Origin of the sequence: Wenyingzhuangia sp. (genome assembly GCF_039768515.1) — a bacterium.
Lineage (GTDB): Bacteria > Bacteroidota > Bacteroidia > Flavobacteriales > Flavobacteriaceae > Wenyingzhuangia.
This window is the reverse complement of the sequence record NZ_JBDNAI010000068.1, coordinates 1-26565: the sequence shown is the minus strand read 5'-3', so window position 1 is coordinate 26565 and position 26565 is coordinate 1. Positions and strand designations below refer to the sequence as shown.

Sequence of the window (26565 nt, the reverse complement as noted above, 5' to 3'; positions counted from 1 at the left end):
TTCAACTTTTTTATACGTCATTATTGATTTCTACCCAATATCCATCAGGATCTTGAATATAGAATTGTTGAATTCCATCATTACGAACATAGTTCTTGTTAGCAGTGCCCAACCAATCCTCGTAGGGGATAGCTAAGGTTTGTAGATGTTCTAGCCATTCCTTTATGTTGGAAGTTGACAAAGCAAAATGAACAGCTTTATGGGTTTTTACGTCTAAGTGCGGTCTAGGAATGAGATGAAGTTGGTGCCCATTTCCCAATGATAGCCATCTTGTTTTTGAAGTGGACGCTGTATTTTCTATTTCTTCAAGTCTAAATATTTTTTTATAAAAAGCAATAGAGATATCTACATTTTTTACAGAAATAGCAACATGATTGAATGATAAAGAAAACATGAATTGATAATTTTGGGTGTTCAAATATCGATATTAATTGACTTAGTTTTGGTTCTTAACACATAAAATTAACTACTACAACTTAGCATTGAACATCCCACTTTGTTCTTTGCCCACTCGGGTCTTTTGGCAAACCATTTTTCATTTTCAGGTTGTTCATCATAAGGATTTTGAATCAGTTCATAGAGTTCGTTAATCAAGTCATAGTCACCATTTTCAGCAGCTTCTATTGCTAGTTGTGACATATAGTTACGTAAGATATATTTTGGATTTGTGTTGTTCATATTCACGATCCTATCTTTTTCTAATTGGTTTTCAGTGGCGAGTCTACTTTGATATTGATCAAACCACATTTCCCATGTCGCTAATACTTCTCCTTTCAGTTGATTAGGATGATAAAAAGCATCCAGGCAATCTTCAATTTTTTTTGCCTTGGCCAACAGTCTAAAAAAAATAGTCATGTCTGTTTCTATAAGTTTCAAATGACTTTCTAAATCATCTAGCAGTATTTTATCTTTTTCACTAGGGCTATCAATACCAATTTTAGCGCTTCTCATTTTGAGGTTTTGAGATTCAAATTGAGTTTTATAACTGTTTAAAGCTTCTTCCAATGGGGGAGCGTCTTCTGTAACTAGGTATATAGCATTAGCGAGTTGATATAAGTTCCATAAACCAATATTTGGTTGTTGGCTGTAGCGGTAGCGTCTATTTTGACTGTCTGTTGTATTTGGTGTCCAATCCGTATCATAATGGTCCAGCCAACCATAAGGTCCATAATCGATGGTCAACCCAAGTATGGACATGTTATCTGTATTCATAACCCCATGAACAAATCCGACTCTTTGCCAATGAACAATCATGTTTACAGTAGCGTTTACAATTTCTTGAAAAAGCATTGCGTAATGACTTTTATTGTTTTCTTCTAAGTGAGAAAAATGATGGCGTATCGTGTAATTTAGAAGTGCTTTTAGATTTTTTTTATCATTTCTAGAAGCGAAAATTTGAAAGTTCCCAAAACGGATAAAACTTTCTGCGACCCTACACACTATTGCTCCAGGTTCATATGCTGGATTTCCATTGTACAAAACATCCCTCATAACTTGATCACCAGTCAAAGCTAAAGATAATGATCTTGTGGTTGGGATTCCTAGATGATGAATTGCCTCGGCACACAAGTACTCCCTGATAGAGGAACGTAATACAGCCAGACCATCTGCTGTTCTAGAGTAAGGAGTTTTACCTGCCCCTTTTAACTGCAAAGTTAGAGATCGATCTGTTAGAACTTGAAATAGATTTATGGCCCTACCATCTCCTAATTGCCCTGCCCAGTTGCCAAATTGATGTCCACCATAACACATGGCATATGGAAGGGTGGAGGGGTAAATGAAATTACCAGTAATGAGGTTGTTGAATTTTTCAGAGTTTAAATCTTCTACAGTAAACCCTACTTGTTTTGCGACTTCAGAATTGATATGGATTAATTTTGGCGCTTTTGTTTGTATGGGTGTAGCCAAAGAATAGCAAGCGTTTTCTACCTGTCGGGTAAAATTCTCTTTGATTGTATCTGCAGAAAGCTCGCTAAAAAAAGTGTTGTCAATATTTAATTTCATGTGCTAGTAGAATAACAAGGTATGATTTCTAAGGTGTTATTTTTTTAATTTATCAGCATATAGTTTCCTTAACCGTTCTAATTTTGGTCTCACTACCATAGCACAATATCCTTGTTCTGGATTTTGCTTATAATAATTCTGATGGTAGTCTTCAGCATCAAAATAGTTGATTAGGGGGCTAATTTCTGTCACTATCGTTTGTGTCATAGATTCCTGAACTGCTGCCGTTATATTTTTAGCTATTTCATGTTGTTCTTCATTGTGATAGAAAATGACAGAACGGTATTGAGTTCCTACATCAGCTCCTTGTCTGTTTAGAGTTGTAGGATCATGGGCAGTGTAAAATATGTGTAATATTTCTTCAAAAGAAATAATTTCAGCATCATATTCAATTCGAACAACTTCTGCATGTCCAGTAAGTCCAGAGCAAATTTCTCTGTAGGTTGGCGTACCCGGTACCTTTCCTCCACTATAGCCTGAAATGGCTTTATGGATTCCTGACACTTCATTGAAAAAAGTTTCTACACACCAGAAGCATCCTGCGCCTAGTGTTGCTTGGTTGATTTTGGACATTATTTTTTAATTAAAGATTCAGAATTGATACAATAGCGCAAACCGCTGGGCTTGGGACCGTCTGGGAATATGTGACCTAAATGGCTATCACATTGATTGCACTGCACTTCAACACGAATCATACCATGTGACTCGTCTTTTATGTATTTGATCGCGTTCGTCGTTATTGGCTGAGTAAAACTTGGCCAACCGGTACCAGATTCAAATTTTATATTCGCATCGAATAGTTCATTTTTACAGCAAATGCAACTGTATATTCCTGGTTCATGGCTAGTGCAGTAGGCTCCTGTATGCGCCATTTCGGTTCCCGCCAACCGTGTAATTCGGTATTGATTAGAGGTTAAGATTTCTTTCCATTCCTCTGCTGTCTTTTCAATTCTTTTTGTAGGTGTAGGGTTTCCATCGACTGTAAAATGTATAATATCTTTCCAAGTGATCATAGTTGTTTCTAATGGTTTACAGGTAAAGGTATCGAAAAGTGAACAGTTTGATTCATGTTTTTTTAAAAAACCATTATTCATATAGGGTGTAAACAGTATTTTTATATTGTACCTTTGCAAACGATTTTTTACTACAATGATGTCAGAAGATTCTAAACAAAATTTGGTTAATGATATGGAGGTCAAACAATGTATTGAAACATTGGAATCCTTGGTGGGTAATACCGATCAGTTATTTGAAATGCCAGAAGAACAACGTATTGCCTTGATGAAAGTTGCGGGTTTGCTTAGTAGACCTACTAAAGATGAACAAGACAAACGTAGAAAAAATGCTAAAAAAGCAACTAAGCGCAAGCAAAGAGAGCGTGAAAAACATGCTAGAAAAGAAACAGGGATTAGATCGGCTAGAGAATCTAATGTGTTTGAAGCTCCAAAAATGTTAAATATAGCGGAGATACAGGAGCAAGATCCTTCAGAATTAGAGTCACCAAGAAACTGTTATGTGTGTAAATCATTATTCACCAAACTCCATCATTTTTATGATAGTATGTGTACAGAATGTGGAGATTTCAATTATAGCAAACGTTTTCAGACTGCAGATTTAACAGGTCAAGTTGCCATCATGACTGGATCTCGTTTAAAAATTGGTTATCATATCACTTTGATGATGTTACGATCTGGAGCAACGGTTATAGCGACTACTAGGTTTCCTGCGGATTCTGCCATTCGTTTTGCTAAAGAAGAAGATTTCCAAGACTGGGGACATCGTTTGCACATCCATGGTTTAGATTTAAGGCATATCCCAAGTGTAGAAATTTTTTGTAATTATATTGAACAGAAGTATCATAGATTAGATATATTGATCAATAATGCTGCTCAAACCGTCCGTAGGCCCGCTGGTTTTTACAAGCATATGATGCCCGTTGAAGAAATGTCTATAGCAAAACTACCTGTGAATGCTCAAGAATTGCTCAAAAATCACTATGATTGCTTACATGAATTAAAACAGTTGAGTAGCGCAACAGAAGTCAACAATAAGAATGCCCCCGTCACTTGGCATGGTGAGGAACCAGGAGTAGGGCTAAGGGCTTCGGCTAAACTTTCACAGATTCCTTATTCTTTTGACAATTCACTAGCGACGACAGAGGTTTTTCCAGAAGGGGAATTAGATGCTGACTTGCAACAAATAGATCTTAGAAAAACAAATAGTTGGCGTCTCAAAATAGGAGAGATAGAGACAACCGAAATGCTCGAGGTTCAGTTGGTGAATGCTGTAGCTCCATTTGTTTTGATCAATCGTTTGGGTGATTTGATGAAAAAAGAAAATACAGGTCAAAAACATATCATTAATGTTTCTGCAATGGAAGGTAAATTTTATCGTTTCAAAAAAGAAGATAGACATCCTCACACCAATATGGCAAAGGCGGCTCTGAATATGTTGACACATACTTCTGCCTCAACATTTGCAAAACATGGTATTTTTATGAATGCGGTGGATACAGGATGGGTTACAGATGAAGACCCAGCCGAATTGTCTAAAAAGAAAGAAGAAATCCATGATTTTCAACCCCCACTTGATATTGTTGATGGAGCTGCTAGGGTCATCGATCCTTTATTCGACGGCATCAAGACAGGAAAACATTGGTGTGGTAAGTTTTTGAAGGATTACAAACCAATAGATTGGTAGGGTTTTGGAACATTGTTTTTTCAAGGTTCGGGGTGAAATTAACTAAAAAACAGATTGTTTTTAGAACAAAGCGATTGCCATACCAAGTAAAATAGCAATGAATTTAGGGTAGCTAAATTTATGGTTTTCAGAACTTTCAAAAAGAATAACTGTAGAGATATGCAAGAAAATACCAATGATCAAAGCAGTGATTTCGTGTTGAAAATCCTGGAAAAAATTAATTTTTGAAGCCAGGTAACTTCCGAGTGGACTCATCAAAGCAAAAGTAGTCATGAAGAAAACGATTTTTTTGAGATCGTACTCATGCTTCAGAAAAAACGAAGTCAATACAATTCCTACAGGAACTTTATGAATGACAATGGCCCAAAGAAATGATTGATTGTTTGCGTATCCCAGTGGAATTCCCTCAGAGAAGGCGTGAACACACAGGCTAGCAAAAAGCATCCATGGAAATTGTTTTTGTACATCATGAAGATGTACATGACCATGTTCAGCTCCTTTGGAAAAAGATTCTAAAATCAATTGAATGATGATTCCTATCAAAATAAAAACCCCAACGGTTTTGGTATTGATCTGTTTTTGTTGTTCGTGAGCGTGGTCTAAAATGCCGAATGCTTCAGGTAGCAAATGGCTGATCGTCATTGAAAGCAAATACGCTCCACTAAAAGCGAGCAGCAGTTGAGTAAACTTTTTGCTAGGATGACTAAAATTTACAAACAGTACACTTGCCAATACCGAAGCTACTAAATAAAGGTATATCATTTTGTTAAAATCAAAATAAGCCTATCTGACGTTGAAAGGTCAAACTCAGATAAATTATAATCGCCAAAGATATGTTTAATTTTTAGATTTGATTGCTTACAGTAGGATTTGAATTTGTCCAAGTTGATGGCTTTTACTCTTTCTTGAAAATAAAGTTCTTCTCCTTTTTCAGCTACATTAATTTCTTTGGTAATAAAACCGTTGGTGACCTTTCTTTTGATCCTAAATGTTATGCTGTCTTTGATAATGGTTTGTTCACGAACCAGATTTTTAATGACTTTATCTACATTCATGTAATCAATGACCGCGATACCCTTATCGTTTAGACAAGCTTCTATATTTTGAAGTACCTCGAGGTCCTCCTGGTCCTCATCAAAGTAACCAAAACTTGTAAACATATTGAATACAGCATCTACTTTGATACCATAAGGTTTACGCATGTCTTGAACTTTAAACTGTAAGGATTCATTAGCGAATTGATTGGCAAAATTAATACTGTTTTCGGATAAATCTGTACCGATAACAGGATATCCAAGAGAGTTTAAAAAAATAGAATGCCTTCCTTTTCCACAGGCTAAATCAAGGATTGAACGGTTTTTAGGGAGTTTTAGGAATGAAACTAAGTTTTGCATAAAATTTTTAGCTTCATCGTCATTTCTGTTATTGTATAAAATATGATAGTAATGGGTGTTGAACCATTCTCCAAACCATGTTTTGTTGTTTTTCATCTACTTTTTTAATTGATGCCCAAATTTAGTTAATTTATTCTTTATTAGTTTTATTCAAATGACATTACAATCAATTACTTTTGTACTGTAAAATATACAAGTATATGGGAGTTAATTTTAAAATGGTAGCGATTACCTTGCAGGGTTTAGAAGAGGTGTTGAGTAATGAGTTGAAACAATTGGGAGCTCAAGACGTAAAAGCTGGTGTGAGAATGGTGGAGTTTGTTGGAGACGAAGGTTTTATGTACAAGGCCAATTTGTATTTAAGAACTGCAATCAGAATTTTAAAACCCATCATTAAATTTAAGGTGAGAAATGAGGATGACTTGTATAAGAATTTATTGAAAATTCGTTGGGAAAAATATATGGAAGTAACTGGAACCTTTGCAACTAAAGGGACCAATCAGTTTAACGGTATTACGAGTAATACCCATTATTTAGCCTTGAAAACTAAAGATGCCATTGCAGATTATTTCATGAGCAAATATGATGCTAGACCCAATGTTGATATCAAGCATCCAGATTTAAAAGTAAATGTTCATATCGATCGCTATGGATTTTGTACGGTATCTTTGGATAGTTCTGGAGATTCATTACACAAAAGAGGGTACAGGGTCAACACCAATTTAGCTCCAATCAATGAGGTTTTAGCAGCTGGTTTGGTTTTGTTGTCAGGGTATAACGGAGATCAAAACTTCATTGATCCCATGTGTGGATCTGCAACTATTTTGATTGAAGCAACTATGATTGCTTGTAATATTCCTTCAAATATCAATAGAAAAGAGTTTGCGTTTGAGAAGTGGAAAGATTATGATGAAAATTTGTTTTTTGCTATTCAAGATTCGTTGATCAAAAAAATTAGAGATCCACAACGAAAAATAATGGGATTTGATAAGGCCCCGTCTGCGGTTAGAAAAGCGAATGAAAATATTGCCAGTGCAAATTTAGAAGAGTTTATAGGTATTCATCATATTAACTTTTTCAATTCTAAAAAGGAAGTTTTTGGTCCAACAACTATTTTATTTAACCCTCCTTATGGTGAACGATTGAAACTTGATGACATTGAAGGGTTTTACAGGAGCATAGGAGACACCTTAAAGCATCATTATAGTGATTCTTCAGCATGGTTTATTACGTCTGATATTGAAGCTTTAAAGTTCGTGGGCTTAAGAACAAGTAGGAGGATAGCAATAAAAAACAGTGATTTAGACTGTAAATTTGTGAAATACGAAATTTATGAGGGAAGTAAAAAAGCCTCTAAAAATGATAATTAAAAGCCAAAAACGTTTTACACCATCGCAAAACGTTTTTGGTTATTCTATGGTGTCATATTCAATCAAGTACAACACTTCATTTTCTTTTTTGTAGTGGTATTCCTCTCTAGCAAAATTGTTTACTTTTTTTTGGATACTGTGTTCCTGTATTGTTTTTCTGTTCTTTTCGATTTCGGAATTGTAAAAATCGATCGCGTTCTCTAACTTATCAATCTGTTGATTGTATTCCATCTGTCGCAAGTAGGAGTTGGCGTCAAAAAAAATCATCCAAATGATAAAAACACTAAGGATTGTTCCTGAGGTCTTTTTGTTTTTTAGGTTCCATTTCATTAGGTGCTTATTTTGAACGTTTGAAATATTGTACAACACGCGTTTTTACGGTGTCTTTACTTTTGTCTTCTTGTTTGTAACCGTATCCATAACCGTACCCATAACCATAACCATATCCATATCGATAACCATATTTTGAGGTTTGAGAAAAGTCGTTGATGACAAAAGCAATATTGTGTACTTCATTGTTGGTGTACTTTTGATCAATCATTTTCAGCATACCTTTTTTTGTGTAACCCTGTCTTGTGATATAAAGGTTTGCATCTGCATATTTCATCAAGTCTAGAGCATCAGAGACCAAACCAACAGGTGGGGTGTCTATAATTATATAATCATATTTCGCTTTTAGAATTTCAAAGAGTTTTTTGGTTGCATCACTTGAAATCAATTCCGATGGGTTTGGAGGGATGGTCCCTGTGAAGATAAGTTCAAGGTTTTTTATAGGAGTTTCTTGGGTTATATTTTCTAATGACTCTTGACCAATGATATAGTCAACCAAACCTTTAGAGTTTCCCATGTTGAAGTCTTTGTGGATCTTAGGCTTTCTTAAATCGAACCCTAAAAGAATAGTTTTTTTGCCAACCAAAGCAAAAGAACTTGCGATGTTCATGGAGGTAACGGTCTTTCCTTCTCCACTAATGGTAGAAGTACACAATATGGTTTTGTTGTTGTTCTGATGATCTCCTTTATGAAACAAGTATGGGATATTAGATCTTAAAGCTCTGTAAGATTCTGCTACAGGTGAGTTAGGGTTATTTAATAAAACCAAATTAGAATTTTTGTTATTTTTTCCAACGACTCCAACCACAGGGATATGATACAACCGTTCTATTTGTTCCACTGTATAAATGCTATTATCTAAAGCCTCGAATAGCGTAATCAATATCAAGGGAAGGATAACCGATAGGAGAATGGCAATGATATAATTAAAGGATGATTTTCTTGCCAACGGATCTTGGCCAATATCTTTTGCACCATCAATTATATTGATACTCGATGAGTTTGCTGCAATTGCAGCACCAGCATCATAGCTTTTTTGTTTCAAATGATTGTAATTGATTTCTGAAATGGAGTAACTCTTCTCAAGCTGAATCAATTTGTACTCTTTAAGAGGTAGGTCCTTGATAGATGTTTTTATGTTGTTTAAATCCTCTTTTATGTTACGAGATTTGATGCTGTTATACGATACTAAGGCATCAATTCTACTTTTGATGTTTTGCTTAGATATTTTTATTTTACTTTCTAGATCGATAAAATCAGGATGTGTGGGGTATACGTCATTGACGAGTAGCTTTTCTTTGAGCAATAAGAAGTTAATCAATTCGGTAAGACTCGCTTGCAATCCTATATCTGTAATTTCACCTAAAGGAATGTTTTTGATATCAATGTCTTGCGTAAGGGCATTGTTTTTTAGCCTTAGCAATAACTCTGTGTTGTTTTCTAGTTCTTTTTTCTGTTGGTTGTAGTTTAAGATTTGCTCGTATGCTTCTTTTCCTTCGTTTGATAGTTTCAATGCATTTTGAGATTTAAAACTAATCAGGGAACCTTCCAGATCTTTCAATACATTAGATTCGACATCAAAAAGGGAGTCTATAAATTTTTTGGTTTGCACCGCATATTTTATTTTTTTGTTCCTTTCTGTTTCTCCAAGGATATATATTGTTTTGTTAATGTAATCAATCAAACGTTTTTTATTGGTCCCTTTTAGATTGATGTCAAGCAAAGAAGTACCTGTCACTGCAGTTTTAACATCTATATTACGGTAATGAGAGACTATTTTATTGAAAGAACCAAAGCTGATGTAATAATCAGTATTTGGTTTTGGTTTCTCAAGCAGATTGATGTTAAATTCACAAAAAGGAGTTGTAATTTTTTTATCAACGTCAAAGTTTTTAAGGTATTTGCCCCCGTCAAGGACAAACGGTTTGGTCACTTGCTTGTTGTAGTTGTAGAGTTGAATTTCTCCACTGTCTTCTGGTAGACTCAAAGAAACCTGTACCTTATTGGAATCTATGAAAACCAGTTTTATTTTATGATTTTGAATCTGGTAGCAATCGGTATTTTTTACTTTGATCTTGAAAGGGGTATATCCATAGACATCTTTATATCTTGTTTCAAATAAGATCTTTTCTTTTTCAAGATAATTGATGTAGCATTGTAAACTTGATACTACTTTCTCATTGTGGGTCCTAGATTTGAAATCCGCTTTTACAGACTCAACCATATTACTTGCTCCACCCCAATTAAAAGAGATATTTGTGCTGGAGGTAAGCATTGGATTTGATTTTTCGTCTATTGCAATTAGGCTAGATATTTTGTAGGTATCTTCCTCCATCATGTTTCTATATTTGGCTATAGCCAAACATAAAATAAGAGTTAGCGTAAATAGTTTCCAATAGCTAATCACTTTGAGTAAGTAGCTTTTAACGTCAATTGTTCCTAAATCTTTACTGATGTTTTTTGTATTTTTTTCTGACATTAGTGTTTGATTTATAGTGAATTAACAAACAAGTAGGTTGTTACAGCTACTGTAAATGTGGATAGGATGGTGTTAAACACACTTAAACCTGTCGTTCCTAAACCAATTGGTTTCTGTTTGATGGGTTTGATGTTGATGATGTCGTTGTTTTGAAGCAAAAAGGCTTTTGCTTTGAATACATCTATGTCTGTTAAGTCTACTTCATATTTTTTCAATCCGTCTGTCTCTTGCCTTATGACCTCTACATTGGTTCTGTTACCATACTGTGTGATGTCTCCAGAATTAGCTATCGCATCAACAATATTTGCTTCGTATTGTAACAAATAGTTGGTGCCAGGTTTGGTAATTTCTCCTATAACAGTGTATTTAATTCCCGCACTCTTGACATCAACATAAAAGCTTTCAGAATTTTGAATGTATTTGGAAAGTTCTTTTTCAATGAGAATCCTGATTTCGTTGATGCTGTACCCTAAAACATTCATTTCTCCGAGGTATGGCAGTCTTATGTTACCTTTCGCATTTATTCTGTATCCAGATAAATATGGGTTGGTGTTTATATTGTTGTTGGGGTTTAACTGATCCGGAGATAATGCATTGAAAAAATTTGTTAATTCTTTGTTTTTTGAGCTGATTTTGATCAAAAGAATGTCATTCACTTGTGTTTTGAAAATTTTATGCTGTAAATTGTATACTTCATGCTCTGTATCTCCTTGTAAGTAGACAATTTTTTTGTTGCTCACACAAGAAGTTAAAAAAGAAATAGAGATGAAGAGGAGGAGAAGTTTTTTCATATCAGCAAAACATTTTCGATTCAAACAAATATAAAATTATAAAATTTATTTTCTAAGTTTAATTTACTTTACTTTTACATTTGTTTTTAATGTTACCAATGATAAGTAAATACCTTAGTTTTTTGGCCAAATCAACCAATCAGCATGGAGTTCATTCTCCATTTGTGTATGGTTTAGTCACCTCTTGTATTTACAAGAAATCATCACCTTCCGTAGAAGATAAATTGAAGATTTTCTTCAAACGGATAAAGCAGAATCATACAGAAATAAGGATTACAGATTTTGGAGCAGGTTCTAAGTATTTTAAAAATAACAAAAGAAAAGTCTCAGCATTAGCCAGGAAAGTTGGTATATCTAAAAAATATGCGTTGTTGTTAAATAGATTGGTTTCCCATCTAGAGGTCAATCAAGCTCTTGAGTTAGGGACTTCAATAGGACTTGCAACCATGGCAATGTGTATTGACAATAAGAAAATTAAAATAGATACTGTAGAAGGATGTAGTGAAATTACGAAAGTGGCAACATCACAGTTTGAGCACTATCAAATTAAAGATCAAGTTATTGTTTATAACGAAAACATAAAAAATATTCTACCGGTATTGACGTCAACAAAAAAATATGACTTGGTTTATGTAGATGCCAACCATCAAAAAGAAGCAACCTTAGATTATTTTGAGCAGTGTTTAGAAGCGAAGCATAACGATTCTGTTTTTATTTTTGATGATATCAATTGGTCTGAGGCCATGCAAGAGACATGGGAAACAATAAAAAGTCATTCAGAAGTTAAAGTTACGATTGATTTATTTCGATGGGGATTGGTGTTTTTTAGGAAAGAACAAAATAAAGAACATTTTAAAATAAGATTTTAAAGATGAAAATATACACAAAAACAGGAGATGAAGGAGAGACTTCATTGTTTGGAGGAAAAAGAGTTTCTAAATCCCATACCAGAATTGAGGCTTATGGTACAGTAGATGAATTGAATTCTTATTTAGGGCTTTTAAGATACCATAACATAGACGAGAGTCACAAAACTTTTTTAATCAAAATCCAACAAGAGTTATTTGCTGTTGGTGCTTTTTTAGCAACTCCCCGAGAAAGTGAGACTTTGAAAAATGGAAAAAAAAGACTGGAAATTGATCCTTTCGGACTCAAAGGAATAGAGATCATAGAAAAAGAAATAGACCTATTAGATCAGCAATTGGAGCCCATGACTCATTTCATCATTCCTGGCGGTAATTCAATAGTGTCACATTGTCACATAGCAAGAACCATTTGCAGAAGGGCAGAGCGAACTTGTGTCTTGTTACACGAAAAAGAAGGAATCAATAAGTACATCATTCAATATTTAAATAGGTTGTCAGATTACTTATTTGTCTTGGCACGAATGTTGTCCAAAGAACTAGGAGCAGATGAAATCAAGTGGATTCCATCTCAAACAGAATAAGTTCTTTAAAAACGTAAAAAAAACTTGACTTTTTTAATTAAAAAATTATTTTTGCAATAATTATAATTTATAAAAAATGTATTGGACTTTAGAATTAGCTAATTACTTAGCAGACGCACCTTGGCCAGCTTCGAAAGATGAATTGATCGATTATGCAATCAGAACAGGAGCGCCATTGGAAGTGGTAGAAAATTTACAAAGTTTAGAAGATGAGACTGAAATCTATGATGATATTGTAGAGATTTGGCCTGATTATCCTACCGAAGAAGACTATCTTTGGAATGAGGAAGAATATTAAAGTATTTAAATGAAAAATAAAAAAAGCCTCAATTTAGGGGCTTTTTTGTTTTTTTAGACATAAAACATAAAACGATGGGCATATTAGACTCTGTGTTGAAAGTATTTGTTGGTGATAAACAACAGAAGGATTTAAAATTATTACAACCAATTATTGGCGAGGTGAAAGCTTTTGAGGATACCTTAAAAAGTCTGACCAATGATGAGTTGAGAGCTAAAACTCAAGAATTTAAAGATTTAATTGTTTCTGGTACAAAATCTATAGATGATGAAATTGCTATTCTAGAAGAAAAAGCTAAAACAGTCGCTATTGATGAAAAGGAAGCGGTCTACAATCAAATAGATGCTTTACAAGATCAGGCCTATGCGGCATCTGAAAAAGTGTTGAATACCATTCAAGCAGAGGCTTTTGCGGTCATCAAAGAAACAGCAAGGAGATTTACGGAAAACAAGCAAATAGAAGTGACTGCAAATGCGTATGATAGACAATTATCTGCGAGTCACGCATACGTTGCATTAGAAGGAGAGGAAAAAGCCATCTGGCACCATACATGGAATGCTTCTGGTACAGATGTCATCTGGAATATGATTCATTATGATGTTCAGTTGATTGGTGGATCTGTTTTACATCAGGGTAAAATCGCTGAAATGATGACTGGAGAGGGGAAAACTTTAGTGGCAACTTTACCGATATACTTGAATGCTTTGTCTGGAAAAGGAGTTCATGTGGTGACGGTCAATGATTATTTGGCAAAACGTGATAGTGCTTGGATGGCACCTTTATTTCAATTTCATGGATTAACCATAGATTGTATTGATCACCACAGGTCTAACTCACCAGAAAGGAGAGCAGCATATAATGCTGATATTACCTACGGAACTAACAATGAATTTGGATTTGATTATTTGCGTGATAATATGTCAAGTACCCTTGAAGATTTGGTACAACGCAAACCAAACTATGCGATTGTGGATGAAGTAGATTCGGTTTTGATTGATGATGCTCGAACCCCTTTGATAGTGTCTGGACAAGTTCAAGATGGAGATAGACATGAATTCAATGAGTTAAAACCCAAGGTTGCAGATATTGTAGCATTACAAAATAAATATTTGGTAGGCGTTTTGGCAAATGCCAAAAAATTGATCAAAGAAGGAGAAACCAAAGAAGGTGCCTTTCAGTTGCTGAGGGTATACAGAGGTTTACCTAAAAATAAAGCCTTAATTAAATTTTTATCACAAGAAGGGATTAAGCAGTTATTGCAAAAGACGGAAAATCAATACATGGCAGACAACAATAAAGAAATGCCTGTTGTAGATAAGGAATTGTATTTTGTGATCGAAGAAAAAAACAATTCTATTGAGCTGACTGAAAAAGGAATAGCTACTTTATCAGGAAGTGACGGAGGTAACTTTTTTGTGTTGCCAGATATTGGAGTTAGGATTGGAGAACTAGAAAAGCAAGAAATTTCTGATGAGGAAAAAGCTGCACAAAAAGAAGAGTTATACAGAGATTTTAGTATAAAGAGTGAAAGAATACATACCTTAAACCAACTTCTGAAGGCTTACACTTTGTTCGAAAAAGATACGGAGTATGTCGTTATGGACAACAAGGTGAAAATTGTTGATGAGCAAACGGGGCGTATCATGGAAGGTCGCCGTTATTCCGACGGATTACATCAAGCTATTGAAGCCAAAGAGGAGGTTAAAATTGAGGCGGCCTCTCAAACCTACGCAACCGTTACGTTACAAAATTACTTTAGAATGTATCGTAAGTTGTCAGGTATGACGGGAACTGCAATCACAGAGGCAGGAGAATTCTGGCAAATTTATGAGTTGGATGTTGTTGAAATTCCGACCAATAGACCTATAGCTAGGCAAGATAAAGAAGATTTAATCTATAAGACACAGCGTGAAAAATACAATGCAGTTATTGAAGATGTAGTCAAATTGGTAGATGCTGGTAGACCTGTTTTGGTTGGGACAACCTCAGTTGAAATTTCGGAGCTATTGGGAAGGATGTTGTCAATTAGAAAGATCAAGCATAATGTATTGAACGCAAAATTACACAAGAAAGAAGCAGACGTCGTTGCAGAGGCAGGAAAGCCAGGAATTGTAACGATTGCAACCAACATGGCCGGTCGTGGTACAGATATCAAATTGTCTGATGAAGTAAAAGCTGCTGGAGGTTTGGCCATTATTGGTACTGAGCGACATGATTCTAGACGAGTGGACCGACAGTTGCGTGGTCGTGCAGGTCGTCAAGGAGATGTTGGTTCTTCTCAATTTTATGTGTCGTTAGAAGACAATTTAATGCGCTTGTTTGGTTCAGATAGAATAGCCAAAATGATGGATAGAATGGGGCTAGAAGAAGGAGAAGTCATTCAGCATTCTATGATTACCAAGTCCATTGAAAGGGCTCAGAAAAAAGTAGAAGAAAATAACTTTGGTATCCGTAAGCGTTTGTTGGAATATGATGACATCATGAATTCCCAGCGTGAGGTTGTTTACAAGCGTAGGCGTCATGCTTTGGATGGAAAGCGTCTTCAAGTAGATATCGCGAATATGATTTACGATGCTTGTGCTGCAATGGTAGATGACCATAAAGTTACCAATGACTATAAGAATTTTGATTTTCAATTGATTTTAAATACTTCGATGAATTCACCATTCACAGAAGAAGAATTTACCAATACTCAGCCACAAGAGTTATCAGATAAACTGTATGATATTGTTATGCAACACTATACTGATAAGATGCTTAGAAATGCCAATTCAGCTTTTCCAATCATCAAAAATGTGTATGAAAATGAAGGGGATAAATATGAACGCATTGTGGTTCCTTTTAGTGATGGTGTAAAATCCTTGAAAGTTGTGACAGATTTGAAAAAATCATACGAGACTGAAGGAGCAGAATTAATTTCTGATTTTGAGAAAAATATTACTTTAGCGATTATTGACGAGGAGTGGAAAAATCACTTGCGCAATATGGATGATTTAAAGCAATCAGTACAAAATGCATCTTATGAGCAAAAAGATCCATTGCTAATTTACAAGTTTGAAGCCTATGAATTGTTCAAAAAAATGCTTGAAAAAGTAAATAAGGAGGTATTGTCATTTTTGTTCAAAGGCGAGTTACCTGATAGCAATCAACAAATTTCTGAAGCTAAAGCCAATAGTGCTCAACAAAACATTCAAGTGTCTAAGCAAGAAGTGTTAAACTCCTCTGAAGCAGCCAACAGAAAAGCGATGAATAATTCTATGGCAGCAGAGCAGTCTAAGCCAGAACCAAAGACTAGAGAACAACCTAAGATTGGTAGAAATGATAGAGTGATCATTCAGAACGTACAAACTGGAGATAAAAAAGAAGTTAAATTCAAGCAAGCCATTCCTTTGTTAGAATCTGGTAAATGGGTACTTACAGGTCTAGCCTAAAGAATTCACTTAGAATCAAAAAAAACCTGAAGCGTAATTACTTCAGGTTTTTTTTCATGAAAAGTTTCGGTGATTGAAGTAAACTTTAATCATTTTTGGTAAAATACCCTTGATTTGAAACTGCATCTTCACTGGTCATAATTTCGACATCTCTAAACCATACTTCAGCGTAGTTTCCATCTTTGTATTGTTTCTGAACATCGCCACCATGTGTTTCAGCACCAGAACACCAGTGTTTGTTTACTTTAGGTGATTTTCCATTCGTTTGGTTGTAAGCTCCTAATTTAAAAAACAATCCTTCTTCTAAATATGCATTTTCTCTTTCTACTCCATCTTGACCTATTGGGAAAAACATACGTTGTGTTTGTTCGGGAATATTATTTTTAGTTGTGTATTCAGATACAATTAAATTTTTGGTAAATGTTTTGGTTTCATGTCCATCACTTGTAAAGTTGAGTGTCATCACTCCATCTTTTACATAGATATGATAGCTAAATTCCTCTCCCAATTTGATTCCTTCTATTGGTTCTTCTGGGGTCATGTTTTTTTCAGGACCAACTACAGAAAAATCATTTCCCCAAACTGCAGTTGAAAAATCCCAGCGTAAAGAATTATCATTTCCCTCAGTATTGATTTCATAATGCCAAAAGACAGATCCTTTAGTGTGTCCAGGGAATTTTTTGTAAAATATTTTAAGAGGTTCATTTTCATGTTTATCAGCACTGTGTATTTGTCCAACAACAACGGAATGAGATGCTGCAACTGTTTTATCACCTGTAGAAGAAACCTTCATAACTTTTACTTTAGCAGAGAGAGATGCTTCTGATGATTTTGCAAACCATTTTTTAGTTTGCGCTAGTTCAGTTCTTGTGTTGTTGGATGTTCCATGAGTATCTCCACCATTTGGTGCTTTAAAGACTACCCAGTTATTTTCTTCATCTTTCGAAGTATAAAAATAATCATTGTTTTCAAAGTGATTCGGATGTCCAACGTTTGATCCATCTCCTAAAATCAAATTCCAATTTGTTAAAAAAGGAATAAGTTGACTGGGGTAAGTTGTCTTGTCTTGTTCTTTATTTTTAGTGTTTTTACAATTACTCAACACTGAAGTGAGTAAGATCAATACAAATGTTTTTTTTAATCTCATGATTCAATTTTTTTTAGATGTTATTTGTTTGTGTAGTGTTTACATGTTGTATACACCGCCATTGATATCTAGAGTAGCTCCGGTAATAAATCCATCATATTCAGAGGCTAAATATAGCACTGCACGGGCAACATCTGCTGCTGCTCCAGCTTTTTGTATGGGAATTCCAGCTATAGTTGCATCAGCAGATTCTTTTGTGGTATGTGTGTTGTGAAAAGAAGTACCAAGAATAAGACCAGGAGCAACAGCATTGACTCTAATTCCCTGTGGCCCTAATTCTGCGGATAGTGCACGTGTAAAAGTTAGAATAGCTCCTTTGCTGGTGGAATATACCAAAGAACCAGGGTGCCCGCCTTTACGACCAGCTAAAGAAGCAAGATTGACAATACTACTTGAACTATTTTTAGACAAATGAGGAGTTGCTGCTCTTGTAACGAACATCATAGAGGTCATATTGATATCCATCACTTTGTGCCAGAAATCTGTTTTCATTTCAGACAATAATTTTCGGTCAACCAAAGCGCCTGCATTGTTGATCAATATATCTAAACTACCTAAAGCTTCAACCGTTCTTTGAACAACGTTATTGGCCTCTTCCTCCTGGGTCAAGTCTCCTTTTATGATGATTGCTTTCTGACCTTTGCTAGTTGCATATTTTTCTAATTCTTTAGCGGTTTCTGAGCTTGAGAAATAATGAATGGCAACGTGGGCTCCGCTATCTATAAAATGTTTGGTGATAGATTCACCAATTCCTTGAGCACCTGCTGTTATAAGTACATTTTTTTCGCTTAATTTATTGTTTTTCATATTTGATGTTTTGTAAAATTTGATAATTTATGGAAATGTTTTTTCATCATTTTTTCGGCTAAGGCTATGTCTTGTGTTTCGATCGCTTTGAAAATATTTTCATGTTTTTCTATTTCTGCTGCGATACTGTCACCCTCACAAACAATTTCTTTTTCATAGGTAGCCAAAATGGGAGGAGTTATCTGTAGCATTAAAGTTAGCATCGTACTGTTTTTACTTGCTTTTGCTATGGCAAGGTGAAACAATAAATCTTCTTCCAAATACTCCTCACCGTTTGTGATTTTACATTTAAAATCGTTCAAGCAGTTTTGGATGTTTGTCAAATCTTCGTGGGTCCTTTTTTCAGCAGCCAAACCAACTATTTTGAGTTCTAACGTTATTCTTGTCTGGACGAGTTCTTCAAAGGAAGGTTGATCAATAGTAATGATTTCATTAACCATTCCGTTAAAACCTATCCGTCCTATCTCCAAGAGGGTTCCACTTTTAGCAAACGATTTCACGATGCCATAGTATTCTAATTTCTTTATAGCCTCTCTTATGTGATTTCTATTGACTCCAAATTTTTCAGACATGATTCTCTCTGAAGGCAATTTGTCTCCACGTTCAAGGTTTTTTACATTAACCAAATCTCTAATGTTACAGATTACATCATCTTGTAATTGTTTGTTGTTGTCTATGAGGCTTATTTTCATTTTTTACTTTTTTTAGTCCTTTGCTCCTATAAGTATTTTTCTATAACACCCATGGCTCCAGCATAAGAGATTAGACAAGAGAAAAATAAAGCTGCAAATAAGCCAATGTTTACCATAAGTTTTGTTTTGTAGCCTTTCATTACTTTTTTATTGTTTACGAGAAGAATAATACATAAAACGACTAGTGGCAAAACAAAAACATTAAATATTTGAGATAGAATTTGAACTAAAATAGGCTTTCCACCAAAAAAAGCTGGACCTATTAAAGCGACCAAACAAGCTATTGCCGTTATGATTCTAAATTGGTTGGAGTTTGTATCTAATGTACCAGATTGATAGTCTGCAACTAGGAGCGGAGCAATTAGCAAACATGGGAATATAGAAGACAAACCTGCACTGAGCGTTCCAAAAAGGAAAACAGTTACGGCAAAGTTTCCTGCGATTGGCTCTAAAGGTTTTGCCATATCTAAGACATTGTTTACGGGTGTTCCTTGGTGGTAAAGAGCACCACAAGCTACAGCCATGATAGCACCACTAATAATAAATACCAGTATTGATGCTGAAATAGCATCTTTTCTTTGTCTTCCAAGATCTTTAATCCCCCAATTTTTACCTTTGACAAACAGGGGTCTAGATAAAAATGTAGCTGCTGCCATTGTGGTACCTACAAATGCGGCCACCATCATTTTTCCAGATACATTTGGGTCTTGAGATTCTGGGATTTTTGGAATTAATCCGTTTAAAACTTCTAAGGGTAGTGGGTGAATAAAAAATAAAGAAAGGATAAAAGATACTCCCATAAAGGAAACAAAAATGACTAATATTTTTTCGAAAAATGAGTATTTACCTACAAGCATTAAAGCATAAAACACGCCAACGATTGCTATGGCTATGGCAAGAACGGTTTCGTATTGATAGCCATTGAGCCCTTCAAAATTTAAAACAAGGATTTCATAGAGCATATTGGAAGAAATTGTTAAAATTCCCATAAGGGACCCCCATTGTCCAAATGAGATGCCTAGAACGATTAGGATTGCAAGTATTTTACCTCCGCGTATATATTTTTTAAAACTAAAAAGAGCAGTTTCACCTGTGATTATTGTATAGTTCCCATAAACAAATATCAAGATCCCTGAGAATAGACAACTCAATAAAAGGACCCAAGTCAATTCCATACCATAAGCGCTACCTGCTTTAATCATTGAGGTAACGCTTCCTGTACCAATGGTGTAGCCTATTGCAAATATTCCGGGCCCGAAAGCAAGGATAGCAGTTATAATTCTTTTGATTAAAGGTGTTTTTAATTTTGTCAGTTCCATAGTTTTCTTTTTACTTTTTTGATGACCAATCTGTATGATGAGATGTGTTAGATTTGTCATCTGTCCTTTGATAGGTATGAGCTCCAAAATAATCTCTTTGCGCTTGAATGAGATTTGCTGAGGAATTTTCTGTTGAGAAACTGTTAGAAAAACTAATAGATTCAGTCAAACACGGTAAAGATAATTCGTGTATGATTCCGACAGAAACTACCTTTTTGATAGCAGGTTTCAATTCCTTAAGTGTATTTGTAATGTGTTCAGTAGACAACAAGTGGTTTGTAGATTTGAAAATAGTAACCAATTCATTCATCAGGTCAGACTTAATAATACAACCATTGGTCCATATTCTAGCAAGTTCGCTTAGGTTTAAATTCCAATCATAATGAGTTGAAGCTTCTTGAATCAATTTAAAGCCTTGGCAATGGTTTATGATTCGACCAAATTGGTATGCTCTCAATAAATCGTCAACAGTTAACGCTATACTTTCGTTGATGTTACTTCTTATGTTTTTACTAGCCAGACATCTTTCTTCTTTGTAAAATGAAGTATAACGTGCGAACAAAGCAGAAGCAATCATTGTGCTGGGTACTCCTAATTCTGCGGTCGTTATAGTGGCCCAGTTCCCGGTGCCTTTATTTCCAGCCTTATCCATTATTTTGTCAAGTAACCAATCTTCTCCTTCTTTTTTTCTGAGGATGTCTATTGTGATTTCTAATAAATAACTGTTTGTTGTTTCTTTCCAACTTTCAAAAATTTCAGCAATTTCATCAGGATTTTTGCCTAAAGATTTGAAGAGTACATAGATCTCTGCTAACAATTGCATTTCTACGTATTCAATACCGTTGTGAATCATTTTCACAAAATGACCACTACCATCCTTACCCATGTAGGTACAACAAGGGAGTTTGTTTTTGTCTTTTGCAGCAATGATTTCCAAAAAAGGTAGAACCATTTCATAGGCTTCTCTGTTTCCTCCTGGCATGATTGCAGGTCCTTTTAAGGCGCCTTCTTCTCCTCCAGAAATTCCTGCTCCAATAAAGGCAATCCCTTTTTGGTTTAGGTATTGCATTCGCGCATTGGTTTTTTTATAATTTGAATTTCCACCGTCAATCAATACATCTCCTTTAGACAAAAAGGGCAATAAAGATTCTATAACAGCATCGATAGTCTTTCCAGCATTAACCATGAGCATGATTGCTTTTGGTTTTTGTAAAGAGTTTACAAATAGGGAGACATCATCAAAAGCCATAGCAGAACTAAGTTCTTCATGCATGTTTTTAAAAGTTGAAGCTATATTTTCTTCTTCATTTTCAATATGCCGATTGTACAGAGATAGTTTTATACCATTTGATGCTAGATTTCTACTCAAACTTTTCCCCATAACTCCTAAGCCAAAAACGCCAAATTCTGATTTTAATAGCAGTTCTTTTTCTAGAGTATTTACAATTTCAGCTGGTGTCAAATGAACATCAATATGAATCGCATTTTTTGGGATTTCTAAAATATCAAATTGAGATTTTAATAATTGAGAATCCATAAAATGGTTTTCTCTTTGATCCATTCGTTCTTTTATTTGTTTGTAATTTCCTTTTAGAAAAATCCATTTTACTTGGTTCTCTATGTTTTTGCTCAACATCTGTCGGTACTTGTTTTTAAGCGCAGAGCAAACAATAATACAGCTTTCCTCTTTGGAGTTTTTTTTGGCAAGTTCATTTAAGCTTTGCAGCCATTCTAACCTATCCTCATCATTCAAAGGCAGTCCGTCAGACATTTTTTGAATGTTTTTTTTTGAATGGAAGTCATCACCATCAAAAAAAGGAAGTTTTAATTTTTTTGATAAATGCTTACCAATCGTGCTTTTTCCTACTCCTGAAACACCAATGATGAAGTATATTTTTGTATTCATTTTTTTTGGGTAACCAAATTGGTTTCTTAGTTTGGTTACCCAAATATAGTGTTTATTATCTTTTAAAGGCAAGTCTTTCTTCTAAATAATTTAGGGATAACTGCCTAGTTGATGGCTGAGAACGTTAAAAATAAAATTTGTGGTCAATTCCTTATGATATTGAAGAATAAAAATTAACTTTCATAATTATTTTTAAGCTGTTTTATGTATTTACATTCCATAAACTATTTTAGAGCAATAGCGATAATTTTTGTCATTTCTAGCCATGTTTTTTATCTGGTAGATTATGATAACAGTTCTTTTCTACCTCTTTTTTTGTACAATACAATTGTAGGAAGTTCAACTCCTTTTGTTTTTATTTCAGGTTTTTTATTTCATCATGTATTTTATAAAAAACATAATTTTAAAGTATTTTTTGTCAACAAAGTGAAATATGTTTTATTTCCTTATTTGATCATGTCTTTGGCTGCTATTTTGTTTTCTTGCTACAGAATGTATGGGGAAGGTTCCTCTGATTTTTTTGCTTATGTAAAAACCATTCTTTTCTATTATACAACAGGAAGTCATATTGTAGCTTATTGGTATGTTCCTTTCATTATGCTTTTGTTTTTAACCTCTCCATTGCATGTCTTGTTTATAAATGCCTTAAAGCTCAAACAACAAATTGCGGTAGTTTTGATTTTTTTGATGGTTTCAGTTTTCATTCATAGACCCAATTCTTTATATGTTTTTAAGAGTATTCAAGCGCTTTTCTATTATACTCCAGTATATCTAATAGGTATATTGTGTTCCATGAATAGAGAGGATCTTTACGATAAACTAAATAACAGAAAATTCATGTTGTTCGCTTTGTTTGGGGTTGTTTCTTGTGCTCAGATTTTTTTTAATAAGAATGGGAATTCATTTAAATTGCCTTTTGAATTTGAAGGTTTAGATCTTATGATTTTGCAGAAAATCTGCTTATCCTTTTTCTTGTTCATTTTTCTACATACATTAGAATCTTCAAGGATATCTTTTTTAACTCATGTCGCAAAATATAGTTTTGGTATGTTTTTTATACATGGCTATGTGCTTTATGCTTACGGTATTGCGCTAAATAAATTTTTAACTCCATCTTTTATACAAACTCATAATTTTTTAATTTTTGTTTTTTCTAGTGTGATTGTGATTGTCGTTTCTTTGCTTCTTGTCAAGTTTATGGTGTATCTCTTTAAGCATAGGAGTAGGTATATTGTTGGGTCTTAATTTTAATTTGGCGTATGAAAGATGAAGTGAGGCTTAACGTAGTGTTGATACATCCCCAAATTCCAAACAACACAGGAAACATCGGAAGATTATGTGTTGGGTGCCATGCAAAACTTCATTTGGTTAAACCCTTGGGGTTTGAGATTTCTGACCGTCGTTTGAAAAGAGCGGGTTTAGATTATTGGAAAGATTTAGAAGTGATTATCCATGAAACCATAGAAGATTTAATGTCACACATTAAAGATAAAAGTAGAATGTTTTTATTTTCTGCGAACGCCTCTTCTTCCATTTATCAAACCAAATTTAAAACTGGAGATTGGTTGTGCTTTGGAAAAGAAGCAGAAGGTTTGTCTACCGATATAAAAGAAAAATACAGTGATCAATTAAGAAATATTCCTTTTCCTGGACCCATTAGAAGTTTCAACTTAGGTAATGCCGTAGCGATGGTGTTGGGCGAGGGGCTAAGACAATTGAGTTGATGGATTGTTTTTATATTCACATCCTTATTTTTAATTCTCAATAATCAGTGTTAATTTTTTATCTTTGATAAATCTACAATTATAAGCTTTTGGATAATAATCATAACGTTACAGAAAAGGAAATTGATCAGCTGATTCAGCAAGGATGTCAATCAGAGGATTGGAGTCAATTGTATCTAAAACCAACTACGGATTTATCTAAAATCATAAATGTTACTTTTTCTGGTACGAACCAAATAGGAGATATTGAAGGTGATAGGGTTTTTTATGGGGGAATCATAAAAAAAAATACCATAAAAAATGTACATCTTCATAATTGTGTCGTTGGTGATCATCCTTTCATCAATAATGTAAAGAGTTACATTGCCAACTATAGGATTGGAAGTCATGTGCTTATAGATAATGTTGATATTATTGCTGTAGATGGTGCCTGTAGTTTTGGTAATGGAGTTCATGTTGATGTGATCAACGAAGGCGGGGGTAGAGTTATTCCTATTTTTAACCAATTGAGTGCTCAAGTAGCCTATCTACTCGCGTTATATAGACACAAAACCATACTTGTTGATGAGTTAAAAAGAATGATTGTGACCTATACAGAAGAGGTTACTTCTACAGTCGGTACCATTGGTGATGATGTTACCATTCTTAATGCGCAAACGATAAAGGGAGTTTGTATTGGAGATGGAGCTTTTATAAATTCTGCTTCGAAACTTATCAATGGAAGTATAAATTCTACAAAGACATCCAGTGTTTACATAGGCTCTGGAGTGATGGCTAATAATTTTATTGTGTCTAGTGATACTAAAGTTGACAATGCTTCAGTTTTGTCAGATTGTTTTATTGGTCAAGGTTGTGTGATTGACAAGCACTATTCCATATCACATTCTATATTTTTTGCCAATTGCCAAGGGTTCAATGGAGAGGCGAGTTCTATTTTTGCAGGACCCTTTACGGTTACCCATCACAAATCTACACTGTTGATAGCAGGTCTGTTTTCTTTTATGAATGCGGGTAGTGGGTCCAATCAAAGTAATCATATGTACAAATTGGGACCTATACATCAAGGGATTATGGAGCGTGGTGCCAAAACCACAAGTGATTCTTACGTATTATGGCCCTCAAAAATAGGCCCTTTTACTTTGGTTATGGGTAGGCATTATCACCATGTAGATTCTTCGGACTTCCCATTTTCTTATTTGATTGAAAACAAAAACAGTACGTTTTTAGTACCAGGAGCAAACTTAAAAAGTGTCGGTACGGTTAGAGATGCTCAAAAATGGCCTAAGAGAGATCATAGGGCTGAACACAATAGGATGGACATCATTAACTTTAACTTGTTGAGTCCTTACACAATTCATAAAGTTTTCCAAGGCCTAAAGCACTTAAATGACATTTTAGAAATTTCTGGAGGGCAATTGGATGAGTACAATTACAAAGATATGGTGATTAGAAAATCTAGTTTGCACAATGGAATTAAAATGTACAATATAGTCATCAATAAGTTTTTAGGAAATTCTATCATTAGTAGGATAGAAAATAAAAATATTAAGACCCTTCGAGAATTAAGGTCAGTGTTACAGCCCACATCTACTCTTGGACAAGGCAAGTGGATAGATGTTAGTGGTTTGTTATGCCCTGTTTCCTCTCTAAATTTACTAATTGAAAAATTAGAAAAGTTAACCGTAAAAAATATTGAAGGTGTTATTGCTCAACTGAATGAGATCAATAACAATTACTATGAATATGAATGGAATTGGGCGGTAGAAAAAATAGAGCGCTTTTATCATTTAAAAATTGACGAGATCACCAAAGATGATGTCATTAAAATCATAAAGCATTGGAAAACTTCAGTGATTGATTTAGATAAAATGTTATACAAAGATGCCAGTAAAGAATTCAACCTGGAATCTTCAGTAGGTTTTGGAGCTGATGGAGAGGAGAAAGAAAAAATAGCAGACTTTAAAATGGTTCGTGGTGCATTTGAAAGCAATTCTAGTGTACTTGAAATATCAAGTCATATGGAAAGAAAAGAAAAACTTGGTCTTAAGGTTTTGGCCCAGATTCAAGAAATTAAAGAATAGTATATGTGTGGAATTGTAGGATACATAGGAAATAGACAAGCCTCATCTATTTTAGTTGAGGGGTTAAAAAAGTTAGAATATAGAGGATACGACAGCGCAGGGATTGCGGTTTTGGACAAAGATATACTGGTGTACAAGCAACCAGGAAAAGTATCAAATTTAGAACAAAGTATTGATGAACATGTAGCAGGAAAAACCATTGGAATCGCTCATACCCGATGGGCTACCCATGGAGAACCTACACAAGAAAATGCACATCCTCATCCTTCTAACAATCAAGAAATTGTTTTGGTTCACAATGGAATCATAGAAAATTATAAGTTTTTAAAAAGCGAATTGATTGATGCAGGTTTTGTTTTTCATGGTCAAACAGATACTGAGGTTTTGGTGAATTATATTCAATTCATACAAGACAAGTATCAATTGAATATTGAGGCTGCAGTGAGTAAAGCTTTACAACAAGTAAATGGCGCCTATGCGTTGGCTATTCTTGATAAAAAAGAACCCCATAAAATGGTTGTGACTCGTAAGGGAAGTCCATTGGCTATTGGTTTGACAGATAGCAATGATGCGTTTTATGTGGCCTCTGATGCGATTCCAATTATAGAACATACTCAATCTCTTGTGTACCTAAATGACCATGAG

Annotated in this window: 24 protein-coding genes; 10 read left to right on the top strand and 14 right to left on the bottom strand. The window is 34.6% G+C overall.

The window, feature by feature from the left end; translation table 11 throughout:
- Nucleotides 1–10 precede the first annotated feature (10 nt).
- The 4 genes from ABF281_RS04125 to msrB form a co-directional block, all read right to left on the bottom strand.
- On the bottom strand, nucleotides 11–394 hold the full coding sequence (locus ABF281_RS04125; RefSeq protein ID WP_347180429.1) for a VOC family protein: 384 nt from the start codon (nucleotides 392–394) through the stop codon (nucleotides 11–13).
- A gap of 68 nt (nucleotides 395–462) precedes the next feature.
- On the bottom strand, nucleotides 463–2004 hold the full coding sequence (locus ABF281_RS04120) for a protein adenylyltransferase SelO (RefSeq protein ID WP_347180428.1): 1542 nt from the start codon (nucleotides 2002–2004) through the stop codon (nucleotides 463–465).
- A 36-nt stretch (nucleotides 2005–2040) separates the two neighbouring features.
- Nucleotides 2041–2577, bottom strand: a complete 537-nt coding sequence (gene msrA, locus ABF281_RS04115) for a peptide-methionine (S)-S-oxide reductase MsrA (protein ID WP_347180427.1) — start codon at nucleotides 2575–2577, stop codon at nucleotides 2041–2043.
- On the bottom strand, nucleotides 2577–3017 hold the full coding sequence (msrB, locus tag ABF281_RS04110) for a peptide-methionine (R)-S-oxide reductase MsrB (protein WP_347180426.1): 441 nt from the start codon (nucleotides 3015–3017) through the stop codon (nucleotides 2577–2579). Before msrB ends, msrA begins: the two co-directional genes overlap by 1 nt.
- 136 nt (nucleotides 3018–3153) lie before the next feature.
- On the opposite strand from msrB, the gene ABF281_RS04105 reads away from it, so the two are divergent.
- Nucleotides 3154–4704 (top strand): SDR family oxidoreductase, encoded by a 1551-nt coding sequence (locus ABF281_RS04105; RefSeq protein WP_347180425.1) that lies wholly within the window; start codon nucleotides 3154–3156, stop codon nucleotides 4702–4704.
- Nucleotides 4705–4764: 60 nt separating this feature from the next.
- On the opposite strand, the gene ABF281_RS04100 is transcribed toward ABF281_RS04105, so the two are convergent.
- Nucleotides 4765–5466, bottom strand: a complete 702-nt coding sequence (locus ABF281_RS04100; RefSeq protein ID WP_347180424.1) for a ZIP family metal transporter — start codon at nucleotides 5464–5466, stop codon at nucleotides 4765–4767.
- Nucleotides 5463–6194 carry a class I SAM-dependent methyltransferase gene (locus ABF281_RS04095; protein WP_347180423.1) on the bottom strand — a complete coding sequence of 244 codons (732 nt, stop codon included), beginning with the start codon at nucleotides 6192–6194 and terminating at the stop codon, nucleotides 5463–5465. Before ABF281_RS04095 ends, ABF281_RS04100 begins: the two co-directional genes overlap by 4 nt.
- Before the next feature lie 104 nt (nucleotides 6195–6298).
- Here ABF281_RS04095 and ABF281_RS04090 point away from each other — a divergent pair, with 104 nt between their 5' ends.
- Nucleotides 6299–7468 (top strand): THUMP domain-containing protein, encoded by a 1170-nt coding sequence (locus ABF281_RS04090; protein ID WP_347180422.1) that lies wholly within the window; start codon nucleotides 6299–6301, stop codon nucleotides 7466–7468.
- Nucleotides 7469–7507: 39 nt separating this feature from the next.
- On the opposite strand, the gene ABF281_RS04085 is transcribed toward ABF281_RS04090, so the two are convergent.
- From ABF281_RS04085 to ABF281_RS04075, 3 genes are read right to left on the bottom strand one after another with little or no spacing between them, the layout of a single operon-like run.
- A complete protein-coding gene (locus tag ABF281_RS04085; RefSeq protein WP_347180421.1) occupies nucleotides 7508–7798 on the bottom strand; it encodes a septum formation initiator family protein in 291 nt (96 codons plus the stop codon).
- Between the two features lie 7 nt (nucleotides 7799–7805).
- On the bottom strand, nucleotides 7806–10277 hold the full coding sequence (locus ABF281_RS04080; protein ID WP_347180420.1) for a polysaccharide biosynthesis tyrosine autokinase: 2472 nt from the start codon (nucleotides 10275–10277) through the stop codon (nucleotides 7806–7808).
- Between the two features lie 11 nt (nucleotides 10278–10288).
- Complete coding sequence (locus tag ABF281_RS04075) at nucleotides 10289–11068, bottom strand: polysaccharide biosynthesis/export family protein (protein ID WP_347180419.1); 780 nt, start codon at nucleotides 11066–11068, stop codon at nucleotides 10289–10291.
- A 98-nt stretch (nucleotides 11069–11166) separates the two neighbouring features.
- Here ABF281_RS04075 and ABF281_RS04070 point away from each other — a divergent pair, with 98 nt between their 5' ends.
- The 4 genes from ABF281_RS04070 (at nucleotide 11167) to secA (ending at nucleotide 16244) form a co-directional block, all read left to right on the top strand.
- The gene (locus tag ABF281_RS04070; RefSeq protein WP_347180418.1) at nucleotides 11167–11937 is read left to right on the top strand and encodes a class I SAM-dependent methyltransferase; all 771 of its coding nucleotides are present in this window, start codon (nucleotides 11167–11169) and stop codon (nucleotides 11935–11937) included.
- A 2-nt stretch (nucleotides 11938–11939) separates the two neighbouring features.
- On the top strand, nucleotides 11940–12515 hold the full coding sequence (locus ABF281_RS04065) for a cob(I)yrinic acid a,c-diamide adenosyltransferase (RefSeq protein ID WP_347180417.1): 576 nt from the start codon (nucleotides 11940–11942) through the stop codon (nucleotides 12513–12515).
- Nucleotides 12516–12591: 76 nt separating this feature from the next.
- A complete protein-coding gene (locus ABF281_RS04060) occupies nucleotides 12592–12813 on the top strand; it encodes a DUF2795 domain-containing protein (protein WP_347180416.1) in 222 nt (73 codons plus the stop codon).
- A gap of 74 nt (nucleotides 12814–12887) precedes the next feature.
- Nucleotides 12888–16244, top strand: a complete 3357-nt coding sequence (secA, locus tag ABF281_RS04055) for a preprotein translocase subunit SecA (protein ID WP_347180415.1) — start codon at nucleotides 12888–12890, stop codon at nucleotides 16242–16244.
- 85 nt (nucleotides 16245–16329) lie between these two features.
- Here the strand turns inward: secA and ABF281_RS04050 are convergent, their stop codons facing one another.
- From ABF281_RS04050 to gndA, 5 genes are read right to left on the bottom strand one after another with little or no spacing between them, the layout of a single operon-like run.
- Nucleotides 16330–17391: a polysaccharide lyase family 7 protein gene (locus ABF281_RS04050; RefSeq protein ID WP_347180414.1), complete on the bottom strand. Its 1062-nt coding sequence runs from the start codon at nucleotides 17389–17391 to the stop codon at nucleotides 16330–16332.
- 39 nt (nucleotides 17392–17430) lie between these two features.
- The gene (fabG, locus tag ABF281_RS04045; protein ID WP_347180413.1) at nucleotides 17431–18198 is read right to left on the bottom strand and encodes a 3-oxoacyl-ACP reductase FabG; all 768 of its coding nucleotides are present in this window, start codon (nucleotides 18196–18198) and stop codon (nucleotides 17431–17433) included.
- Entirely contained in the window at nucleotides 18195–18890 is a 696-nt protein-coding gene (locus ABF281_RS04040) for an FCD domain-containing protein (RefSeq protein ID WP_347180412.1), read from the bottom strand. Before ABF281_RS04040 ends, fabG begins: the two co-directional genes overlap by 4 nt.
- Before the next feature lie 26 nt (nucleotides 18891–18916).
- Nucleotides 18917–20209 carry an Nramp family divalent metal transporter gene (locus ABF281_RS04035; protein ID WP_347180411.1) on the bottom strand — a complete coding sequence of 431 codons (1293 nt, stop codon included), beginning with the start codon at nucleotides 20207–20209 and terminating at the stop codon, nucleotides 18917–18919.
- Nucleotides 20210–20219: 10 nt separating this feature from the next.
- On the bottom strand, nucleotides 20220–22115 hold the full coding sequence (gene gndA / locus ABF281_RS04030; protein WP_347180410.1) for an NADP-dependent phosphogluconate dehydrogenase: 1896 nt from the start codon (nucleotides 22113–22115) through the stop codon (nucleotides 20220–20222).
- A gap of 204 nt (nucleotides 22116–22319) precedes the next feature.
- Here gndA and ABF281_RS04025 point away from each other — a divergent pair, with 204 nt between their 5' ends.
- The 4 genes from ABF281_RS04025 to ABF281_RS04010 form a co-directional block, all read left to right on the top strand.
- Nucleotides 22320–23360 (top strand): acyltransferase, encoded by a 1041-nt coding sequence (locus ABF281_RS04025; protein ID WP_347180409.1) that lies wholly within the window; start codon nucleotides 22320–22322, stop codon nucleotides 23358–23360.
- Nucleotides 23361–23374: 14 nt separating this feature from the next.
- Nucleotides 23375–23839, top strand: a complete 465-nt coding sequence (locus tag ABF281_RS04020) for a tRNA (cytidine(34)-2'-O)-methyltransferase (protein WP_347180408.1) — start codon at nucleotides 23375–23377, stop codon at nucleotides 23837–23839.
- Nucleotides 23840–23928: 89 nt separating this feature from the next.
- A complete protein-coding gene (locus tag ABF281_RS04015) occupies nucleotides 23929–25920 on the top strand; it encodes a DUF4954 family protein (protein ID WP_347180407.1) in 1992 nt (663 codons plus the stop codon).
- Between the two features lie 3 nt (nucleotides 25921–25923).
- Nucleotides 25924–26565, top strand: a 642-nt coding sequence (locus ABF281_RS04010; protein WP_347180406.1) for a class II glutamine amidotransferase, incomplete at its 3' end; no start/stop codon positions are given.

What these genes read in the sequence shown, in the direction of transcription:
- ABF281_RS04105 (WP_347180425.1), top strand. Translation starts at nt 3,154, where the DNA reads ATGATGTCAGAAGATTCTAAACAAAATTTGGTTAATGATATGGAGGTC.
- ABF281_RS04065 (WP_347180417.1), top strand. Translation starts at nt 11,940, where the DNA reads ATGAAAATATACACAAAAACAGGAGATGAAGGAGAGACTTCATTGTTT.
- gndA (WP_347180410.1), bottom strand. Translation starts at nt 22,115, where the DNA reads ATGAATACAAAAATATACTTCATCATTGGTGTTTCAGGAGTAGGAAAA.
- ABF281_RS04060 (WP_347180416.1), top strand. Translation starts at nt 12,592, where the DNA reads ATGTATTGGACTTTAGAATTAGCTAATTACTTAGCAGACGCACCTTGG.
- ABF281_RS04090 (WP_347180422.1), top strand. Translation starts at nt 6,299, where the DNA reads ATGGGAGTTAATTTTAAAATGGTAGCGATTACCTTGCAGGGTTTAGAA.
- ABF281_RS04095 (WP_347180423.1), bottom strand. Translation starts at nt 6,194, where the DNA reads ATGAAAAACAACAAAACATGGTTTGGAGAATGGTTCAACACCCATTAC.
- ABF281_RS04080 (WP_347180420.1), bottom strand. Translation starts at nt 10,277, where the DNA reads ATGTCAGAAAAAAATACAAAAAACATCAGTAAAGATTTAGGAACAATT.
- ABF281_RS04070 (WP_347180418.1), top strand. Translation starts at nt 11,167, where the DNA reads ATGATAAGTAAATACCTTAGTTTTTTGGCCAAATCAACCAATCAGCAT.
- ABF281_RS04120 (WP_347180428.1), bottom strand. Translation starts at nt 2,004, where the DNA reads ATGAAATTAAATATTGACAACACTTTTTTTAGCGAGCTTTCTGCAGAT.
- ABF281_RS04100 (WP_347180424.1), bottom strand. Translation starts at nt 5,466, where the DNA reads ATGATATACCTTTATTTAGTAGCTTCGGTATTGGCAAGTGTACTGTTT.
- fabG (WP_347180413.1), bottom strand. Translation starts at nt 18,198, where the DNA reads ATGAAAAACAATAAATTAAGCGAAAAAAATGTACTTATAACAGCAGGT.
- ABF281_RS04125 (WP_347180429.1), bottom strand. Translation starts at nt 394, where the DNA reads ATGTTTTCTTTATCATTCAATCATGTTGCTATTTCTGTAAAAAATGTA.
- ABF281_RS04050 (WP_347180414.1), bottom strand. Translation starts at nt 17,391, where the DNA reads ATGAGATTAAAAAAAACATTTGTATTGATCTTACTCACTTCAGTGTTG.
- secA (WP_347180415.1), top strand. Translation starts at nt 12,888, where the DNA reads ATGGGCATATTAGACTCTGTGTTGAAAGTATTTGTTGGTGATAAACAA.
- ABF281_RS04035 (WP_347180411.1), bottom strand. Translation starts at nt 20,209, where the DNA reads ATGGAACTGACAAAATTAAAAACACCTTTAATCAAAAGAATTATAACT.
- msrB (WP_347180426.1), bottom strand. Translation starts at nt 3,017, where the DNA reads ATGATCACTTGGAAAGATATTATACATTTTACAGTCGATGGAAACCCT.
- ABF281_RS04085 (WP_347180421.1), bottom strand. Translation starts at nt 7,798, where the DNA reads ATGAAATGGAACCTAAAAAACAAAAAGACCTCAGGAACAATCCTTAGT.
- ABF281_RS04020 (WP_347180408.1), top strand. Translation starts at nt 23,375, where the DNA reads ATGAAAGATGAAGTGAGGCTTAACGTAGTGTTGATACATCCCCAAATT.
- ABF281_RS04040 (WP_347180412.1), bottom strand. Translation starts at nt 18,890, where the DNA reads ATGAAAATAAGCCTCATAGACAACAACAAACAATTACAAGATGATGTA.
- ABF281_RS04025 (WP_347180409.1), top strand. Translation starts at nt 22,320, where the DNA reads ATGTATTTACATTCCATAAACTATTTTAGAGCAATAGCGATAATTTTT.
- ABF281_RS04075 (WP_347180419.1), bottom strand. Translation starts at nt 11,068, where the DNA reads ATGAAAAAACTTCTCCTCCTCTTCATCTCTATTTCTTTTTTAACTTCT.
- msrA (WP_347180427.1), bottom strand. Translation starts at nt 2,577, where the DNA reads ATGTCCAAAATCAACCAAGCAACACTAGGCGCAGGATGCTTCTGGTGT.